Genomic DNA, 17367 nt, shown 5'->3' on the forward strand with positions numbered 1-17367 from the left:
GCTCCGAGGGAATCCCGGGACGGCCCGCTAGGACAGCTGCATCAGCCCGCGCAGGATGTCCCGGCTCTCGTCCGGTCCGGGGCTGTCCTGCTGGAGCTCCTTCAGCGCCTGCTCGTACTGCGCGACGTCCTCCCGTTTGTCCAGGTACAGGGCGCTGGTGAGCTGCTCCAGATAGACGACGTCCTGGAGGTCGGACTCCGGGAAGCTCAGCAGGGTGAAGGCACCGGACTCGCCGGAGTGCCCGCCGAAGCTGAACGGCATCACCTGGAGACGCACGTTGGGGCGCTCGGAGATCTCGATCAGGTGCTGGAGCTGCCCGCGCATCACCTCGCGGTCGCCGTACGGCCGGCGCAGCGCCGCCTCGTCGAGGACGATGTGGAAGTCGGGGGCGTTCTCGGCGACGAGGTACTTCTGCCGCTCGAGCCGCAGCGCCACCCGCCGGTCGATGTCGGCCGCGCCGGCGCCCTTCATGCCCCGGCTGACGACCGCGTGGGCGTAGGCCTCGGTCTGGAGCAGGCCGTGCACGAACTGGACCTCGTACGCCCGGATCAGCGCGGCCGCGCCCTCCAGACCGACGTAGGTGGGGAACCAGTTGGGCAGGACGTCCGAGTAACTGTGCCACCATCCCGCGACGTTGGCCTCTCGGGCGAGTCCGACGAGCGCCTGGCGCTCGGTGTCGTCCGTGATGCCGTACAGCGTCAGCAGGTCTTCCACGTCCCGGGTCTTGAAGCTCACCCGGCCCAGCTCCATCCGGCTGATCTTCGACTCCGAGGCCCTGATCGAGTATCCCGCCGCCTCGCGTGTGATGCCGCGTGCCTCACGCAGTCGACGTAGTTGCGAACCGAGCAGCATCCGCCGCACCACCGATCCGGGCTCTCCCGCGCTCACGTTCGCCAGCCTCCCCAACCGTCTTAGGGGCCGCAGTCTGCCACTAAAACACTTCGAGCAGTACTCGTCCGATTACAGAGATGGAAAGAAGACAAAGGATACGTACAGCGCGGTGCGAGGGAACAGTGAGGGGAAAGCAAGAGAAGTGACCCTGATGGGCGAGAAGTTGGCGGAAAAAATGGCCAAGAAGCGGTACGGGCGGGTCCATTTCGGTCACGTGCACGTGCATCTGCCCTTGCATCCGCAGTGCGCATCGGAAACCATGGTCTCGCGCCACCGCTGCATCGCAACGACCGCGAATCCCGGGAGTGCCTCGCATGGGGACGAATGGATCGACCATGCTCGAGCCGTTACGGCAGGGCCTTCCGCCGCTTGATCCCGCGGCCGTGTCCAACGCCGCCTCGTGCGCTCTGCCCGCCCGCTTCGAAGCGGTGCGCGAGGCAAGGCAGTTCACCAGGAGGACCCTCGGCCAGTGGGACGTCGGCGACCGTTTCGACGACATCTGTCTGGTCGTCTCGGAGCTGGTGACCAACGCACTGAGACACGGGGTGTCCTCCGACGACGTCCCGCCTCTGCCGGACCACCGGCATCCGCCCGTGCGGCTGCACCTGATGCGCTGGACCGAGCGGCTCGTGTGCGCGGTGCGCGACCCCAGCCGGGAGAGTCCGCTGCCCCGCGAGAGCGAGGACTTCTCGGCGGAGTCCGGCCGGGGCCTGTTCCTGGTCGACTCCTTCGCCGACGGCTGGGGCTGGCACCCGCTCTCCGGCAGCCTGGGCGGCAAGGTCGTCTGGGGTCTCTTCCGGCTGCACACGCCTGCCGAATGACGCACCGCGGCGCGCTCTGACGCCGCGGTTCTACGCGCGTTGCCCACCGTTTCCACCCGATAGTTCCGAAATGCGGGCGCGCTGAGGGAATCCGACGGGAACAGGAAACCCGGAGAACCGGGACGAGGGCGAGCAGGCCGGACAGGCCGAGCAGGGCAACGAGGTCGCGAGACGTCAGCTCGCGATCAGGTGGTCGAACTCGCCGTCCTTGATGCCGAGCAACATCGCCTCGATCTCCGCGCGGGTGTAGACGAGTGCGGGACCGTCGGGGAAACGCGAGTTGCGCACGGCCACGTCACCGCCCGGCAGTCGCGCGAACTCGACGCAGGAACCCTGCGAGTTGCTGTGCCGGCTCTTCTGCCAGGCAACCCCGTACAGCTGTGTGGCCGTCATGCCGTTGTGCACGTCGTGCCCCCCGTCAACGTGGTGGTCCACAGGTCGCTCCCTGGTGGTGCACTGGCTCGTGTGGCCATTGGTGCCGTGGTCAACTGTTCCGGATCATAGCCCCGTTCATATGCAGCCGCATGAGCAGATGCACGTGCACGCGGGGTGCCTGCGCGGTTACAGCTTTGACGCCCGCTTTACCCGACGCCCCGCCCCGCACGTCAGGGTCTGCGGCAACGGTCGGGCCTGCGGCAAAGTCGTCCGGATCGAACCACTTGCGCATAGGAACAGACGCGCGGCAGGGCCGTCCTGTTCCGTCGGCACGGGAACGGATCGGATGTCGGGGGCCCGGCCCGTGGCGGCGCGGCCGTCCCGAAGGAAGCGGTTCCGGCGGATGCCCGGCATCCGCTCGGCACGGGAGGAGGACCCTCCGGATGTGACCTCACCCGGCGTGCGCCCGTGGCGCAGCGTGGCGGACGGCGAGGCGGGCCGGGCGACACCGCCCGCTTCCGCCCGCCGCCGAAACCCCCCGGCACCTGTCCGTCCGGGCCCGGCGCGAGCGGCCCCTCCCCCTCGGCCCGGACCGGGACCGCCCGGCTACGACGCCCGAAGGAGACGAGCCGCCGCCCCCGCGCAGGACGGCGAGATCGGTCGCGGGGGCGGGTTGAGGGCGGCCCGAAGCAATAGCGACGACTCGGCCGGCTGTCGGGCCTGGGGCCGCTCAGGACGGCCAGGCCCAGTAGACGCCTGAGGTGAATCCGCTCATACGGATGGGGGTCCGGTGATACGACGATGACGGGCCCACCGCGTACGGCCGGAGCCGCTTCGGGCCGCGGAGCGAGTGGACGGGGCGACGCGTACAGGACAGATGCGGGAAGGGCGGCGACGGTCGGCGCGGACGACGGCCGTCGGCGCGGGTGATGCGGGTCGCGCCGGTGATGGTGGCGGCGCGGGTGACGGTGGTCGTGGGTCAGCGGGTCAGCGGGTGGTGGTGCCGGGGAGCAGGGCCATCTCCCGGGCGTTCTTGACGGCTCGGGCCAACTGGCGTTGCTGCCGGGCGGAGACGCGGGTGACGCGTCGGCTGCGGATCCTGCCTCGGTCGGAGAGGAACTTCCGCAGGAGGTCGGTGTCCTTGTAGTCGATTACGTGACCTTGGCCTGGTCGAGTGGGTTGGGGCGGGACTTCACGGGCCGGTGCTCGGTCCTGCGGGGCATGGGTCAGACCTCCAGAAGGGTGTCGAAGGCGGGCGGCAACCGCTTCCAGGCGGCCCGGCCGGCGGCGTACTCGCCGTCGGTGAGCAGGCAGGACTCCAGCAGGCGCGCGAGGCCGTCACGGTCGAGGCCGGGGGACGTGAAGACCAGGTGCTGGCAGCAGTCGCCGTGCTCGGGGTGCCAGTCCAGCGCGGCGGCGGCACGGCGCACCGGCGGGACCAGGTCCCAGGCCGCGTCGGGGAGGGACGCCAGCCACGGCCCGGCCGACTCCACGCACAGCGCTCCGCCGGCCGCGTCCCAGTGGAGCAGGACGTCGGGCTTGTCGGCGAGCCAGAACCGGCCGCGACTGCGGGCGGCGGCGCAGGTGAGGTCCTCCAGGGCCGCGTACAGGCGTTCCGGGTGGAACGGGCGGCGCCGGTGCCAGACGAAGGTGGTCACCCCGTGCGCGTCGGCCTCGGCGGGCAGCAGGGCGCAGGCCGGGTGCTGGGCGGCGGCGGCCGACTCGACGTCGAAGCCGGCCAGCACCGCCCTGACGAGCGCCGACCGTGCGTCCGCGCGATCGGCGGGCCCGATCCGGACCTGCCGGGCCGTCGGGTGCAGTTGCGCCAGCAGCTCGCGGTCCTCGTCGTCGGCCTCCTCCGAGTCGACGACGGCCAGTACCGGGGCGTACTCCAGCTGGCGCGCGAAGGTGTCGGCGACCGTGCGCCGGTCGGTGGCGGCCGCGGCGAGGCCGCACTCGGCGAGGTCGTCGCCGTTGCCGAGGCAGGGCAGGAGCAGCGCCGGGTCGACGGCGGTGACCACGCCGGTGACGGTGAGTCCGCCCGCCACGACCACCTCGGCCATGGCCTTGGGCTCGACGGAGTCCCACAGCTCGACGACCGCGAGACGCGTGGTGCCGTCGTCGGCGATGCGGCGCAGCTCGGGGACGAGGTCCTCGCGCAGGGCGCAGCAGGCGCAGTCGTCGACCAGGGGCGTCTCGCCGGCGGAGAGGATGCCGCGGGCGTCGCTGACGGTCCGTACGACCGTGCCCGAAGCGGCCGTCGCGAGGTCGTGGTGGAGGGCGACGCTGCCCGGGACGTCGGCGAGCAGGCGCGCGACCGTGGTCCGGCGGGCGTCGGCGTGCAGCCCGCCGACGATCACGACCGACAGGCTCACTCCCCGCCCCGCTTCCCGTAGCGGCGCTCGAAGCGCTCGACCCGGCCGGCCGTGTCCAGGACGCGGGCGGTGCCTGTGTAGAAGGGGTGGCTGACGTTCGAGGTCTCGACGTCGACGACGGGGTAGGTGTTGCCGTCCTCCCACTCGACGGTCTTCCCGCCGGTCGTGGCGGTCAGCGTCGAGCGGGTGAGGAAGGCGTGGTTCGCGGCGCGGTCACGGAAGACGACAGGACCGTAGGCCGGGTGGATTCCCTTGCGCATGGCGGGTGTTCAGCGCTCCTCTCGGAAGTCGACGTGACGGCCGACGACGGGGTCGTACTTGCGCAGGGTCATGCGGTCGGGGTCGTTGCGGCGGTTCTTCCGGGTCACGTAGGTGTAGCCCGTTCCCACCGTGGACCGGAGCTTGATGACCGGGCGGAGTTCGTTGCGTGCCATGCTGCTATCTTACTGAAAATGAATTCCATTAGCACTATCACCCCCGAGATCGACCGAGGAGAGGTACGTCACCCGTGTCCGCGCACTGCATGCTGACCGGCGCCCAGCCGGGCTTCGGCAACCGCATCTCCCACTCCCACCGGCGCACTTCGCGCCGCTTCGACCCGAACATCCAGTCCAGGCGCTACTGGCTGCCGAGCGAGAGCCGCCACGTGCGGCTGCGGCTCAGCACGAAGGGCATCAAGACCGTCGACACCATCGGCGTGGAGGCGGCCGTGGCGCGCATCCGCGCGCGGGGGGTGCGGATCTGATGGCGAAGAAGAGCAAGATCGCGAAGAACCGCAGGCGGCAGGCGGTCGTCGCGCGGTACGCGGCCCGGCGGGCCGAGCTGAAGGAGACCATCCGGCGGCCGTCGTCGACCGGGACCGAACGGGATGCGGCGCAGCGGGAGTTGCGCGCCCAGCCGCGGGACGCGAGCCCCACGCGCGTGCGCAACCGGGACCAGGTGGACGGGCGCCCGCGCGGCTACTTCCGGACGTTCGGGCTGTCACGGGTGGGTCTGCGGGAACAGGCCCACGCGGGGCATCTGCCCGGGGTCCGCAAGTCGTCCTGGTAGTCACAGGCCACCCCCATGGTTCTGCCGGGGCTTGCTGGTAGCTTGCTGCGGTCCTTACCGGCCCGTACGGCCTCATGGCTGTGCGGACGCACGGCCCGTCCAGACGCTCGGTCCGTACGGCCTCGGGTTCGCGCGGTCGACCGGGCCGGCCCGGCTACAGCTTGGGAGCTTGCAGTGACTTCGGCGATCATCTCGCGGGACCCGTCCCGTCGGCCGGTGCGGGCCACGGCCCTTGCCGTGGCCGCCTCGCTGGCGGGCGTACTCGTACTGACCGGGTGCAGTGACGACGGGGGGTCCGACGACGGCTCCTCGGCGACGCCCACGACGGCGACGGCCGGGGGCACCAGCGGTGCGGGCTCCGCGTCCGCCTCGACCTCCGTCTCCGCCTCCGGCGAGCTGGAGGGCAGCTGGCTCGCCACGACGGACGGCAAGGCCGTCGCCCTGATCATCACCGGGAAGCAGGCCGCCCTCTTCGTGACCGGCGGAACCGTGTGCAGCGGCACCGCCGGCGAGGAGGCGGGCATGCAGATGATCCACCTCAAGTGCACCAGCGGTAAGGCCGACCGGACGACCGGCATGGTCGACTCCACGGACTCGAAGTCCCTGAAGGTCACCTGGTCGGGAGCGGTCGGCAAGGAGACGTTCACCAAGGCGGAGGGCGGCCAGTGGCCGTCGGGGCTGCCGACGCCCGGCCTCGGGTAGTCGCGACCGGTCACGGCGGTCCGCTCGGGTGGTCGCGGCCGGTCACGGCGGTCCGCTCGGAGAGTTCGCGAGTCGAGAGCGGGGGCGCGCGACACGTGCACGCACGCGTGCGTGATGATCCTTCGAGCACCATCACAACACCCTAGGGATCACTCATGCGCGCTGTTCCCCTCACCGTCACCGCTCTCGCCGCGGCCCTGCTCCTCACCGCCTGCGGCGGCGGGGACGACAGCGGCTCCGGCACCGACGAGAGCAAGGCCGCCGAATCGACCGGTCCCGCCGGCAGCGCCTGCGCCGCCAAGGACCTCGGCCAGGACGTCGGCCCCGTCAACGCCGCTCCCGCCGCCGGTGACAGCGGCAACGTCACCGTCACGCTCACCAACAAGGGCGCCGAGTGCACCCTGGACGGCTTCCCCGCCGTCGATCTCACCGCCGACAGCGGCTCCGCGTCCGTACCCGAGGACGACGCCGCGGAGGCACAGGCGCTGACCCTTCCGGCGCAGGGCACCGCCACCTTCACGATCACCTATGTGCGCGGCGAGGACGGCGGCGACGGCAGCCTCGCCGTCAAGACGGTGAAGTACGGCCTGCCGGGCGGCTCGGCCGACCAGAGCTTCCCCTGGTCGTACGGCGATGTCGCCCTCAAGGACGGAAAGACGCCGGACGCGACGGTGAGCGCCTTCCAGCAGGCGGGCGACTGATCCACCGGGAACCGGCCGCCGCCGCGGGTGTCACGGCGGCCGGGGACCTCACGGCGATCGGCGACGTCACCGGGGCCGAGGACGCCCCGGTCGCCGAGGACGTCACGGCTCCCGAGGACGTCACGGCAGCCGGGGCCGGGACCGCATCCGGGCCCGGTCCGCCGCTTCGGCGCCCTCGGTCCAGCCCGCCGCGTCGGTGACCCCGCGCAGGCGGGTGGAGACCGTCTGCGGGAACATCCGGTCCGTCGCGGCGGTGACCGCGACCTCGCGGGAGGCGAGCACCGGCAGCAGTTCCGCGCTCACCTGGGTCTCGGCGGCGGCGGTGACCTCGCCCAGGCGGGTGCCTATGCGGTGCGCGTAGGCGGCGAGGAAGGACTGCCGGAAGGTCTTGGTCCGTTTGCGGCCGCCGGCCCGCTGGGCCGCCTCCGCCTTCGCCATCGCGGCCTGCGCCTGCACCAGCAGCGAGGTGTACAGCATCTCCACCGCCTCCAGATCGGCCTCGAAGCCGACGACCGTGGAGAAGGCGAACGGTTCGTTCCACACCGCCCGGCAGTGGTTGGCGCCGGCGACCGCGTCCAGCAGCACCGCCTTCGCCTGCTCGTACGGCGGCTCGACGCCGATCCGGCAGGCGCCCGGCGCGTCCGGGGCCGGCGCGTGGGCGTCGAGCAGCGCCTCGTCGACGCTGTGCCGGGCCATCAGCTCCTGTGCCTTCGCCGTGAGCGCCTCCGCCTCCTGCGGAAACCCGGTCGCCTCCGCCTTGGCGAGCAGCGCGCGGATGCGGGTGAGCATGCGGGAGGAGCCCGGCACGGACTGCCGGTGCGGTGCGGGTTCCTGGAGGGGTTCGAGGGTGGGCAGGCGCAGCAGCAGGCGGTAGAGCTCCAGGACCGTGCCGGCGCGCGAGAAACGGTCGGTGGCGGGCGCGGGCGCGGTGTCGGCGGCCAGCTCCGCCAGCTGGGCCGCCCAGCGCCGCCCTCGCGCGCGGTCGTCCCGCGCCTGGGTGCGGATCAGCTCGGTCACCAGGCCCACGTGAACGTCGTCCAGCTCGCGCCGTACGAGGCGTACGAGGTCGGCGGGCTGCCAGCCCCGCCGCCAGGCCCCGGCCGCGAACTCCACGCCGCGCCGGGCCAGTTCGGCGTCGGCGGCGGGGTCGGCCGCGAGGAGCGAGGCGCCGGTGTCGAGGGCGTCGTCGGCGGTGTCGTAGAGCGCGGCCCGGAAGGCCCGTTCGACGGTGCCGGACGCTTCGCCGGACGCGCTGCCGGACGATTTCCCGGACGTGTCGCCGGTCGTGTCGCCGGATGGACCGTCGTTCGGGTTGCCGGACGGGCCACCGGACGCGTCGCCGTTCGGGTTGCTGTGGTCGGTGCTGCTCACCGGTCGATCGTGTCACGGGGAGCGGCGTCGAAACCCACAGGAGTGACAACCTTGGGTTGACACTCCCGTACTGTCAACCTACGGTTGACACATGACGTCTCCACAACCCGACCCCACGTCGTCCGTCCGTCTCGACGACCTCATCGACGCCATCAAGAAGGTCCACAACGAGCCGCTCGACCAGCTCCAGGACGCCGTCATCGCCGCCGACCACCTGGGCGACGTGGCGGACCACCTCATCGGCCACTTCGTGGACCAGGCCCGCCGCTCGGGCGCCTCCTGGACCGACATCGGCCGCAGCATGGGCGTCACCCGGCAGGCCGCCCAGAAGCGGTTCGTGCCCAAGGAGTCGGCCGACCTCGACGCGAGCCAGGGCTTCGCCCGCTACACCCCCCGCGCGCGGAACGTGGTCATGGCCGCCCACGGCGCCTCCAAGACCGCAGGCAACGCCGAGGGGCTGCCCGCGCATCTCGTCCTGGGCCTGCTGGCCGAGCCGGACAGCCTCGCGGTGAAGGCGATCGGCGAACAGGGCGTCTCCTCGGACACGCTCCGCGACGCCGCGACCGCCGCGCTCCCGCCGGCCGTGGAGGAGCCGCCCGAGCTGGTTCCCTACGGCCCGGACGCCAAGAAGGTCCTGGAACTCACCTTCCGCGAGGCGCTCCGCCTCGGCCACAACTACATCGGCACCGAGCACATCCTGCTGGCGCTGCTGGAGTTCGAGAACGGCGAGGGCGTCCTCACCGGCCTCGGCATCGACAAGACCGGCACCGAACGGTACGTCGCGAAGGCCCTGGCCACGATCTCGATGAAGCCGGACCAGGAGCAGCCGGACCGCGAGTAGCGGGACCGGGAACAGCCGTCGGGCCGTTGTCAGACCCCCCTGCCACACTCGCAGCATGGCCGACCGGTGGGCGCTCGCTCCGGCCGAGGACGGTGGCGTGGAAATCGCCCCCCTCGGTCCCGGCGGGCTGCCCACCGGTCCGGTGCTGCGGGAGCCGGACCTGGCGCGGGCCGTGCGCGAGCGGCCCGACGTCACCCGGTGGGTCTGGCGTTCCACGGCCGAGGTGTATCCGCGTCTGCTCGCCACGGGGGTGCGAGTAGAGCGGTGCTACGACGTCGAGGACGCCGAGACCCTCCTCCTGGGTCACGAGGGGCGCTCCGGAGAACCCCGCGCGGCGGCCGCCGCGCTGGCGCGGCTGCGGGGCGGCCCCGTACCGCCCGATCCGCCGCAGCGCTCCGCCGCGCCCGGCGCGCAGTCCTCGCTGTTCGAGGCGCAGGACACCGCCGTCCGGCTGCCGCTCGAAGACCTCCTCGCCGTCTACGCCGAGCAGCAGCGGCGGCACGAGCGGGCCGAGCACCCGGCGCGGATGCGGCTGCTGACGGCGGCCGAGTCGGCGGGAATGCTGGTGGCCGCCGAGATGAACCGGGCCGGGCTGCCGTGGAGCGCGGAGGTCCACCGCGCGGTCCTGCACGACCTGCTCGGCGAGCGGTACGCGGGCGGAGGCGAGCCCCGCCGGCTGGCCGAGCTGGCCGACGAGGTGTCGGCGGCCTTCGGACGCCGGGTCCGCCCCGACCTGCCCGCCGACGTGGTCAAGGCCTTCGCGCAGGCCGGCATCCGGATCAAGTCCACCCGGCGCTGGGAGATCGAGTCCCTCGACCACCCTGCCGTGAAGCCGCTGATCGAGTACAAGAAGCTGTACCGCGTCTGGGTGGCCCACGGGTGGTCCTGGCTCCAGGACTGGGTGCGGGACGGGCGGTTCCGGCCGGAGTTCCTCGCGCACGGCACGGTCACCGGACGCTGGGTGACCAACGGCGGGGGCGCCCTCCAGATCCCCAAGGTCATCCGGCGGGCCGTGGTCGCCGACCCCGGCTGGCGGCTCGTCGTCGCCGACGCCGACCAGATGGAGCCGCGCGTGCTGGCGGCGATCTCCCGTGATCCCGGGCTGATGGAGGTCGCCGGCCGGGAGACCGACCTCTACCAGTCCGTCTCCGACCGCGCCTTCTCCGGCGACCGCGACCAGGCGAAACTCGCCGTTCTCGGCGCGGTCTACGGCCAGACCTCCGGTGACGGCCTGAAGAACCTCGCCGCCCTGCGCCGCCGCTTCCCGCGCGCGGTGGCGTACGTCGACGAGGCGGCCCGGGCCGGCGAGGAGGGCCGGCTCGTGCGGACCTGGCTCGGCCGGACCTGCCCTCCGGCAACGGGGGCGGGCGACGAGGGTACGGAGGAGGCCGGCATCCCCATGGACTCCGGCGGCCTGGGCGGTACGGCCGGTCTGGGCGGTACGGGTGGCCTCGGTGGCCTCGACAGAGCCGGTGGTCCCGGTGGTCTCGGCGGTCCCGGTGGAGGGGACGACACCTCCGGTGACCGGCAGTGGGTGCCGGGGTACGCCTCGACCAACGCACGCGCGCGTGGCCGGTTCGCCCGCAACTTCGTCGTCCAGGGCAGCGCCGCCGACTGGGCGCTGCTCCTGCTCGCCGCGCTCCGGCGCAGCTGCGCGGGGATGGCGGCCGAGCTGGTCTTCTTCCAGCACGACGAGGTGATCGTGCACTGTCCGCAGGAGGAGGCCGAGACCGTCGTCGCCGCGATCCGGGAGGCGTCCGACCTGGCCGGGCGGCTGACGTTCGGGGAGACACCGGTGCGGTTCCCGTTCACCACGGCGGTGGTGGAGTGCTATGCCGACGCGAAGTGATCAGGTCCGGCCCGCTCGGCCTGCGCGAGCTCACGGGCGAAGTCCCGGACCAGGTCGTGCGGGGTGTAGTGGCCGTAGGTGTGCTCATCGAGGAGCGCCACGTCGACGAGTCGGGCCAGGGCTGCCTCGGCACGGGGTTCGCCGATGCCGGTGAGTCGGGCCACGAGGGGAGCGCTGTACGCGGGCAGGTCCAGCGCGCCGATGCGGCACAGGGCGAGGGCCGCGTCCCGGTCGGCCTGGCGGGCGGAGGCGCCGAGTGCGTCGTGGGCGACGGCGAGGGAGCGGCGGACGCTGAGATCGTCGTACTCCAGATGGGGCAACCTGCTTTCGGCATCCGCCAGTTGGCCGGCCAGCCCGTCCGGGGTGAGCGCGCCGCGCGCGGCGAGTCGGGCGGCGACCACGCGCAGCGCCAGCGGGAGACGGCCCGTGAGGCCGACGAGGGGGTGGGCCGCGTCGAGACCGGCACGCCCCTCGCCGGTACCGGAGGCCGCGCGCAGCAGGGCCGCGCTGTCCTCGTCCGACAGCGGTCGGAGCGGAAAGCGGTGCGCGCCGTCGAGCGCGGTCAGCGGGGAACGGCTGGTGACGATCACCGCGCAGCCGGGTCCGGCCGGCAGCAGTGGGCGGACCTGCGAGGCCGTAGCGACGTCGTCCAGCACCACGAGAGTGCGGGTCGGAGCGAGCAGGGTCCTCAGCAACGCGGACGCCGCGTCCGGGTGTTCGGGGATGTGCCGGGGGTCGGCACCCAGGTCGCGCAGCAGGGCGGTCAGCGCCTCGGGTGCGGTGAGCGGGGCCGTGCCGGGGGTGGAGCTGTGCAGGTGAAGGTGGATCTGCCCACTGGAGAAACGTTCCTTCACCGCGTGCGCGACGTGCAGCGCGAGCGCGCTCTTGCCTACGCCGGCCATACCGCTGAGCACGACGACCGGGCCGGCACCCGCAAGGCTGCGATGGAGGCGGCGCAGGGTCTCGACGCGACCGGTGAAGTGGGCCGGGGGTGGGGGGAGTTGTGCGGGCCGGATGCGGGGTTGGGCGGGGGCGGGCGCGGGCTTGGGCGCGGCGGTCGAAGTCGAAGTCGAAGTCGGGCGATGGCCGGTCGTCGGGGTCAGTACCTCCACGTGGGCGTCGCGTATCGCCGGGCCCGGCTCGATGCCGAGTTCACCGACGAGGCGGGCGCGCAGGTCGCGATGGACGGCGAGTGCTTCGGCCTGGCGGCCGGTGCGGTGCAGGGCGAGCATCAGCTGGCGGTGGTAGGCCTCGCGCAGGGGATGTTCGGCGGCCAGGGCCGTCAGCTCCGGGACGAGCTGATCGAACCGCGTTGCTTCGAGGGCGAGTTCGGCGTCGTAGCGCCACTCCAGCAGGAGCAGCCGGGCCTCCCGCAGACGTCGCACGAACGCGTAGCCGCCCAGGTCGGCCGGGAGTCCGCTCAGTGGGGTACCTCGCCACAGCACGAGAGCCGCCGCGCATTCGCGCGCGACGCGTTCCCAGTTCCGGGCGGCGTGCGCTCCGCGTGCCGCGGCGACGTGCCGCTCGAAGACGTGGACGTCGAGTTCACCGTGCTCGACCCGGAGCCGGTAGCCGGGCGGCACCGCACGCAGTCGCTCCGGGTCGTCGAGCAGCCGACGCAGCCGGGTCACATGGTTGTGCAGCGAGGCCTGCGCGGACGCCGGCGGCGCGCCGCCCCACAGCGCCTCCCTGAGCGAATCGACGGGAACGATCCGGCCCGCGTCGAGCAGCAGGGATGCCAGCAGAGCACGTACCTTCGGGCTGCGGACGGTGTCGTGGGAAGGGACGCCTGCCTCGCACTCGGCGTCGGAGGCGTGGGCCGGGTACAGGACCGGCGGGCCCAGCAGTCCGAACCGCAGCCCGTCCCGCCGCATCACGCCGCCCGTCGCCCTTCCACGCCCGGTCCGTACCGGGGGTATGTACCCGAGTTGCCCCACCGATTCGCGTCGCCGCGTCGCTCTGCGGACTCGACGCCTGCGCTCGGTGGCGCGTACCCCGTCAGGCGACGGGGGCACCAAGGGCCAGTGACATGCCCGGCGACAGTGGCCGGTAACAGTGCCCGACGACGGCGATCGGTGACGGTGACCAGCGACAACACGAAGATCCGTTGACCATATGTTAGCTATTCGTTGGCGCGATCTGATGTGATCACATCATCGGACCGGCCCGACGGTGCGCGCGTATCGACGCGCAACTCGGGGGAGTGTCGCCGCCGCGGCCGGATCCGGGGGCGCGCGGGCCCCGGTCGGCGGAGGTGACCGACCGGGCCCTGCGCCCCGTTCCGTCGCCGGTCACGCACCGGGCACGCACGGGCAGGAACGTGCCGACCCCGATGACCCGTACGGCCCCTACGACCCCTACGACCCTTACTGCCCTTACGGCCCTTACGGCCCTTACGGCCCTTACGGCCCCTCAGATGATCGGTGGCCTGCCCAGTCGGGTCAGCCGCCACACCGTCCGCCACTTCATGGGCCGCCGATGCCCGGCCGGCTTGCGCACGCCCTCCGCGAACCCGCCGAACCAGGCCTTGAGGCCGCCGAGCGAGCGGGTGCGCAGGAGGGTGACCGCGATCCAGACGCCCAGGTGGACGGGGATGAGCGGCAGCGGAAGGTTGCGCCGGACCAGCCAGACCCGGTTCCGGGCCGTGACCCGGTGGTATATCGCGTGCCGGGCCGGCGAGGTCTTGGGGTGCTGGAGGAGCAGCTCGGGTGCGTAGAGGATCTTCCAGCCGGCGTCGGTGGCCCGCCAGGCCAGGTCGGTCTCCTCGTGCGCGAAGAAGAACTCGGCGGGCCAGTCCCCGGTCTCCGCCAGCATGGCCATGCTCAGCGCGTGGCCGCCGCCGAGGAAGCCGGTGACGTACCCGCCCTGCATCGGGTCCGAGGCGCCGACGCGCGGCACGTGCCGACGCTGGGTCTCGCCGTGCTCGTCGGCGATACGGAAGCCGACGATGCCGAGGCGCGGGTCGGCGGCGTACAGGTCGCGGACGCGGCTCAGCACGCCGGCGTCGACGAGCAGCCCGTCGTCGTCCAGTTCGACCACGACGTCCACGTCGCCGTACTGCCTCAACCGGGCCAGGGCGACATTGCGGCCGCCGGGACAGCCGAGGTTCTCCTCGACGTCGATCGCGGTGACCTCGCCGGGCAGGAAGAGGCGGCCGGCGAAGTCGGGGAGTTCACAGCCGTTGCCGACGATCACGATGCGGGCGGGTGCCAGGTCCTGCTTGGCCACCGACTCCAGCAGCGCGTCGACCTCGACGGGCCGGTTGCCCATGGTCACGACGGCCACGGCGATCCTCGGCTCCGCCACTCCCCCGATGTCCCCGATACCCCCGCTGTCCCCCACGCCCACCACGTCCCTCACTCGATCCGGCCCTCGACGCGGCCGCGTACCGTCCACGCGCCGGCCCGTCGTTCACCTAGATGTTGCCTCAGGTGCGGGCGTTGCCCCGACGCCGCAACATTTTGCTTCCCTTTTGTGCCGGTTCCGCCGAGGCGGGCGCGCGTGGCGCGGTGCTCCCCGGGCCGGACGAAGTCGAGCCCTGACCCGTACTCCCCCAGTCCGAGGCCGCTACCTGCACGTCCGAGTCGCCCACGGTCTCACCGTAGCCTCGGACCGGACCTGTTCCCCGGTCGGAATCACCTCACCTGGAGGCTACCCGTGCCCTTCCGCTGTGCCGTACTCGACGACTTCCAGAACGTCGCGACGACCGTCGCCGACTGGTCGGTGCCGGGCGAGCGGCTCGACGTCGTCTCCTTCACCGAGCACTTCGGCGACGAGGACGAACTCGCCGCCGCGCTCACCGACTTCGACTGTGTGGTCACCCTGCGGGAGCGCGTCTCCTTCCCGGCGTCACTGCTGGACCGTCTCCCCCGGCTGCGCCTGCTCATCGCCTCGGGCATGCGCAACTCGGCGATCGACTACGCGGCGGCGAAGGCGAACGGCGTGACGGTGTGCGGTACGGAGAGCTCGTCGACTCCGCCGGTCGAGCTGACGTGGGCGTTGCTGCTGGGACTTGCGCGCGGGCTGGTGCGGGAGAACACCGCTCTGCGTGAGGGCGGGCCGTGGCAGTCGACCGTCGGCGCGGACCTGTACGGGCGGCGGCTCGGACTGCTGGGCCTGGGGAAGATCGGCGCACTGGTCGCCCGGGTGGGGCTCGCCTTCGGCATGGAGGTGAGCGCGTGGAGCCAGAACCTGACGGCGGGGCGGGCGGCGGAGGTGGGTGTGCGGTGGGCGGCTTCCAAGGAGGAGTTGCTCTCCGAAAGCGACTTCGTGTCGGCCCACCTCGCCCTGGGCGACCGCACCCGGGGGCTGCTCGGCCCGGCCGAACTGGCCCTCCTCAAGCCGACGGCGTACCTGGTGAACACCTCGCGGGCGGCGATCGTCGACCAGGACGCGCTGCTGGCGGCGCTGCGGGAGGGCCGTATCGCGGGCGCGGGAATCGACGTCTTCGACGTGGAACCCCTCCCCGCCGACCACCCGATGCGAACGGCGCCCCGCCTCCTGGCCACTCCCCACCTCGGATACGTGTCCCGCGCGAACTACGAGCGGTACTACGGGCAGGCGGTGGACGGCATCCGGGCGTATCTGGCGGGGACGCCGGTGCGGGTGCTGGGCTGATCAACGAGCTACGCCGCGTTCAGTTCGCACCACACGAGCTTGCCCCGGTGGCCCATCCGGGACAGTGGCTGCCAGTGCCACAGGTCGGAGCAGGCCCGGACCAGGGCCATGCCCCGGCCGTTCTCGGCGCCGGTCATCGCCTCCGGGCGACCGGGCGGCTCGGGTGGCTGAGGGTCCGCGTCCCAGGCGCCGATCTGGAGAACGCCGTCCCGGAAGCGCAGGCGCAGGCACGCAGGGCCCTTGGTGTGCAGTACGGCGTTGGACATCAGCTCCGAGGCGAGCAGCTCGGCGGTGTCCACGAGGTGGATCAGGCCGTGCAGGGTGAGGATCAGACGCAGGGTGCGGCGGCAGACGGTGACGGCGCGGGGGTCACCGGGGATGTAGAGGGAGTACTCCCAGGAGTCGGCTACGGGACCGGCTTCGGGCATGGGTCAGCTCCACGGGTGCAGGGGGTGAGGTGCGCGTGCGGTGGCATGCCGCAGCCGTCCCGGCAGGACGGAGCGGTGCACTTCCGCAGCGTGATCGGTGCGTCACCGACGGTACGGGTAAAATTTGGGACGCTGCAAGTCGTTGCCGTAATCTGCCGCTCGAACGAGTCACCGCCCCCAAGGCAGTTGGGGCTAGGAGGAAGTCATGCCGCGCAGACGGCAGCCCACCGCACGCCAGGAACGCCTAGGTGCCGAGCTGCGCAAACTGCGTGAAGCCGCCGGCCTCAAGGCACGTGAAGCCGCCGCACTCATCGGGTCCGACTCCGCACAGATGAGTCAGATGGAATCCGGAGTCGCCGGGGTGAGCGAGGACCGGCTGCGGAGCCTGGCATCCCACTACGCCTGTATGGACGAGGCGTTCATCGAGGCGCTGGTCGCGATGGCATCCGAAAGAACAGAGGGGTGGTGGGAGAAGTACAGGGGGCTGCTGCCCATGCCCTTCCTGGACCTCGCCGAGTTGGAGCACCACGCCACCTACCGATATGACGTGGAGTTTCTGTACATCCCCGGCCTGCTCCAGACGGAGGACTACGCACGAGGCATCTACTCGTACAGGGTCCCGGAACTGCCGCACGGCGAACTCGAGTTGCGCGTACACCACCGAATGGACCGGAAGCGCGTCCTGGAGGGCCCCACTCCGATCCCCTATGAAGCGGTGATCCACGAGTCGGCACTTCGCATCAGAGTCGGCGACCGGCTCGCTGCACGTGCCCAGCTCGCCCACGTCCTGAAACTCTCCGAAGCCGACTGGGCCACCGTGCGCGTCATTCCCTTCGACCTGGACGGCTTCGCCGGGGCCGGAAGCGCAATGGCTTACGCCGGAGGGATCGTGGCCAAGCTGGATACAGCGTTGCGTGACACGCCCCATGGCACGGCGTACATCGATTCGGAGGCTCAACTGGGGGCGCTTCGAACGCTTTTCCGTAAGGTGGAAGCGGTGTCACTGAGCCCCGAACGTTCGCGTGACTTCATCCACAGGCTGACGAAGGAACTGTGATGCGTGCTTCGACGACCCCCGGTACATGGCAGAAGTCGTCCTTCTCAGGCTTCGGCGACGGCAACAACTGCCTTGAGTTGGGCACCACCGCCACCACCCTGCACCTCCGCGAAAGCGACACCCCCACCAAGGCCCTCACCACGACCCCGGTCACCCTCGCCCACCTCCTGGCCGGCATACGCGCCGAAGCCTTCACCCGCCGGACGTGATCGAGGTCAGGCATCCAGGCGGCATGGCGATGCCCCGCCGGTCGATTCCGGGGCGGGGCATCCGCGCTGTCAGGTGGTCC

19 protein-coding genes and 1 pseudogene are annotated in these 17367 nt (G+C 71.9%); 10 read left to right on the top strand and 10 right to left on the bottom strand.

Annotated elements, in window-relative coordinates:
* Positions 1-27 precede the first annotated feature (27 nt).
* Positions 28-852 (bottom strand): helix-turn-helix domain-containing protein, encoded by an 825-nt coding sequence (locus OG440_RS16225; protein ID WP_406011372.1) that lies wholly within the window; start codon positions 850-852, stop codon positions 28-30.
* 374 nt (positions 853-1226) lie between these two features.
* On the opposite strand from OG440_RS16225, the gene OG440_RS16230 reads away from it, so the two are divergent.
* Positions 1227-1712, top strand: coding sequence for an ATP-binding protein (locus tag OG440_RS16230; protein ID WP_406007536.1), 486 nt, complete (start codon positions 1227-1229; stop codon positions 1710-1712).
* Positions 1713-1886: 174 nt separating this feature from the next.
* Here the strand turns inward: OG440_RS16230 and OG440_RS16235 are convergent, their stop codons facing one another.
* The 5 genes and pseudogenes from OG440_RS16235 to rpmG all read right to left on the bottom strand — a co-directional run bounded on the left by OG440_RS16235 (position 1887) and on the right by rpmG (position 4896).
* Positions 1887-2105 (bottom strand): DUF397 domain-containing protein, encoded by a 219-nt coding sequence (locus OG440_RS16235; protein WP_052183895.1) that lies wholly within the window; start codon positions 2103-2105, stop codon positions 1887-1889.
* Positions 2106-3074: 969 nt separating this feature from the next.
* Positions 3075-3310: pseudogene (rpsR, locus tag OG440_RS16240) on the bottom strand (30S ribosomal protein S18).
* A 3-nt stretch (positions 3311-3313) separates the two neighbouring features.
* Positions 3314-4462 (bottom strand): CobW family GTP-binding protein, encoded by a 1149-nt coding sequence (locus tag OG440_RS16245; RefSeq protein WP_406007537.1) that lies wholly within the window; start codon positions 4460-4462, stop codon positions 3314-3316.
* Positions 4459-4722, bottom strand: coding sequence for a type B 50S ribosomal protein L31 (locus OG440_RS16250; protein ID WP_406007538.1), 264 nt, complete (start codon positions 4720-4722; stop codon positions 4459-4461). Before OG440_RS16250 ends, OG440_RS16245 begins: the two co-directional genes overlap by 4 nt.
* A gap of 9 nt (positions 4723-4731) precedes the next feature.
* On the bottom strand, positions 4732-4896 hold the full coding sequence (gene rpmG / locus OG440_RS16255; protein WP_062651223.1) for a 50S ribosomal protein L33: 165 nt from the start codon (positions 4894-4896) through the stop codon (positions 4732-4734).
* Between the two features lie 74 nt (positions 4897-4970).
* Between rpmG and rpmB the strand changes: the two genes are divergently transcribed.
* The 4 genes from rpmB (at position 4971) to OG440_RS16275 (ending at position 6915) form a co-directional block, all read left to right on the top strand.
* Positions 4971-5207, top strand: coding sequence for a 50S ribosomal protein L28 (rpmB, locus tag OG440_RS16260; RefSeq protein ID WP_142265528.1), 237 nt, complete (start codon positions 4971-4973; stop codon positions 5205-5207).
* Complete coding sequence (rpsN, locus tag OG440_RS16265; protein WP_406007539.1) at positions 5207-5512, top strand: 30S ribosomal protein S14; 306 nt, start codon at positions 5207-5209, stop codon at positions 5510-5512. Before rpmB ends, rpsN begins: the two co-directional genes overlap by 1 nt.
* Before the next feature lie 174 nt (positions 5513-5686).
* Positions 5687-6214, top strand: coding sequence for a hypothetical protein (locus tag OG440_RS16270; RefSeq protein ID WP_406007540.1), 528 nt, complete (start codon positions 5687-5689; stop codon positions 6212-6214).
* 155 nt (positions 6215-6369) lie between these two features.
* Positions 6370-6915, top strand: coding sequence for a DUF4232 domain-containing protein (locus OG440_RS16275; protein ID WP_406007541.1), 546 nt, complete (start codon positions 6370-6372; stop codon positions 6913-6915).
* Positions 6916-7035: 120 nt separating this feature from the next.
* Here the strand turns inward: OG440_RS16275 and OG440_RS16280 are convergent, their stop codons facing one another.
* Entirely contained in the window at positions 7036-8286 is a 1251-nt protein-coding gene (locus OG440_RS16280) for a DUF2786 domain-containing protein (protein WP_406007542.1), read from the bottom strand.
* A gap of 91 nt (positions 8287-8377) precedes the next feature.
* Between OG440_RS16280 and OG440_RS16285 the strand changes: the two genes are divergently transcribed.
* Positions 8378-9127: a Clp protease N-terminal domain-containing protein gene (locus OG440_RS16285; protein WP_406007543.1), complete on the top strand. Its 750-nt coding sequence runs from the start codon at positions 8378-8380 to the stop codon at positions 9125-9127.
* Positions 9128-9182: 55 nt separating this feature from the next.
* Positions 9183-10976, top strand: coding sequence for a bifunctional 3'-5' exonuclease/DNA polymerase (locus OG440_RS16290; RefSeq protein WP_406007544.1), 1794 nt, complete (start codon positions 9183-9185; stop codon positions 10974-10976).
* Here OG440_RS16290 and OG440_RS16295 read toward each other — a convergent pair.
* Complete coding sequence (locus OG440_RS16295; RefSeq protein WP_406011373.1) at positions 10958-12850, bottom strand: BTAD domain-containing putative transcriptional regulator; 1893 nt, start codon at positions 12848-12850, stop codon at positions 10958-10960. The two genes, OG440_RS16290 and OG440_RS16295, sit on opposite strands and share 19 nt — an antisense overlap.
* Before the next feature lie 538 nt (positions 12851-13388).
* Positions 13389-14282, bottom strand: coding sequence for a glycosyltransferase family 2 protein (locus OG440_RS16300; RefSeq protein ID WP_406011374.1), 894 nt, complete (start codon positions 14280-14282; stop codon positions 13389-13391).
* A gap of 351 nt (positions 14283-14633) precedes the next feature.
* On the opposite strand from OG440_RS16300, the gene OG440_RS16305 reads away from it, so the two are divergent.
* Positions 14634-15593 (top strand): D-2-hydroxyacid dehydrogenase family protein, encoded by a 960-nt coding sequence (locus tag OG440_RS16305; RefSeq protein WP_406007545.1) that lies wholly within the window; start codon positions 14634-14636, stop codon positions 15591-15593.
* A gap of 8 nt (positions 15594-15601) precedes the next feature.
* On the opposite strand, the gene OG440_RS16310 is transcribed toward OG440_RS16305, so the two are convergent.
* Positions 15602-16021, bottom strand: a complete 420-nt coding sequence (locus tag OG440_RS16310; protein WP_406007546.1) for an ATP-binding protein — start codon at positions 16019-16021, stop codon at positions 15602-15604.
* A 205-nt stretch (positions 16022-16226) separates the two neighbouring features.
* On the opposite strand from OG440_RS16310, the gene OG440_RS16315 reads away from it, so the two are divergent.
* Both OG440_RS16315 and OG440_RS16320 read left to right on the top strand, forming a co-directional pair.
* Positions 16227-17078 carry a helix-turn-helix domain-containing protein gene (locus tag OG440_RS16315; RefSeq protein ID WP_406007547.1) on the top strand — a complete coding sequence of 284 codons (852 nt, stop codon included), beginning with the start codon at positions 16227-16229 and terminating at the stop codon, positions 17076-17078.
* On the top strand, positions 17078-17287 hold the full coding sequence (locus OG440_RS16320) for a DUF397 domain-containing protein (RefSeq protein ID WP_406007548.1): 210 nt from the start codon (positions 17078-17080) through the stop codon (positions 17285-17287). Before OG440_RS16315 ends, OG440_RS16320 begins: the two co-directional genes overlap by 1 nt.
* Positions 17288-17367 lie beyond the last annotated feature (80 nt).

Origin of the sequence: Streptomyces sp. NBC_00637, assembly GCF_045161545.1 — a bacterium.
Classification (GTDB): Bacteria; Actinomycetota; Actinomycetes; order Streptomycetales; family Streptomycetaceae; genus Streptomyces.

Coding starts and splice junctions, on each gene's coding strand:
- OG440_RS16320 (WP_406007548.1), top strand. CDS start 17,078: ATGCGTGCTTCGACGACCCCCGGTACATGGCAGAAGTCGTCCTTCTCA.
- OG440_RS16225 (WP_406011372.1), bottom strand. CDS start 852: ATGCTGCTCGGTTCGCAACTACGTCGACTGCGTGAGGCACGCGGCATC.
- OG440_RS16230 (WP_406007536.1), top strand. CDS start 1,227: ATGCTCGAGCCGTTACGGCAGGGCCTTCCGCCGCTTGATCCCGCGGCC.
- OG440_RS16310 (WP_406007546.1), bottom strand. CDS start 16,021: ATGCCCGAAGCCGGTCCCGTAGCCGACTCCTGGGAGTACTCCCTCTAC.
- OG440_RS16315 (WP_406007547.1), top strand. CDS start 16,227: ATGCCGCGCAGACGGCAGCCCACCGCACGCCAGGAACGCCTAGGTGCC.
- OG440_RS16235 (WP_052183895.1), bottom strand. CDS start 2,105: ATGACGGCCACACAGCTGTACGGGGTTGCCTGGCAGAAGAGCCGGCAC.
- rpmG (WP_062651223.1), bottom strand. CDS start 4,896: ATGGCACGCAACGAACTCCGCCCGGTCATCAAGCTCCGGTCCACGGTG.
- OG440_RS16290 (WP_406007544.1), top strand. CDS start 9,183: ATGGCCGACCGGTGGGCGCTCGCTCCGGCCGAGGACGGTGGCGTGGAA.
- OG440_RS16285 (WP_406007543.1), top strand. CDS start 8,378: ATGACGTCTCCACAACCCGACCCCACGTCGTCCGTCCGTCTCGACGAC.
- rpsN (WP_406007539.1), top strand. CDS start 5,207: ATGGCGAAGAAGAGCAAGATCGCGAAGAACCGCAGGCGGCAGGCGGTC.
- OG440_RS16250 (WP_406007538.1), bottom strand. CDS start 4,722: ATGCGCAAGGGAATCCACCCGGCCTACGGTCCTGTCGTCTTCCGTGAC.
- OG440_RS16275 (WP_406007541.1), top strand. CDS start 6,370: ATGCGCGCTGTTCCCCTCACCGTCACCGCTCTCGCCGCGGCCCTGCTC.
- OG440_RS16295 (WP_406011373.1), bottom strand. CDS start 12,850: ATGCGGCGGGACGGGCTGCGGTTCGGACTGCTGGGCCCGCCGGTCCTG.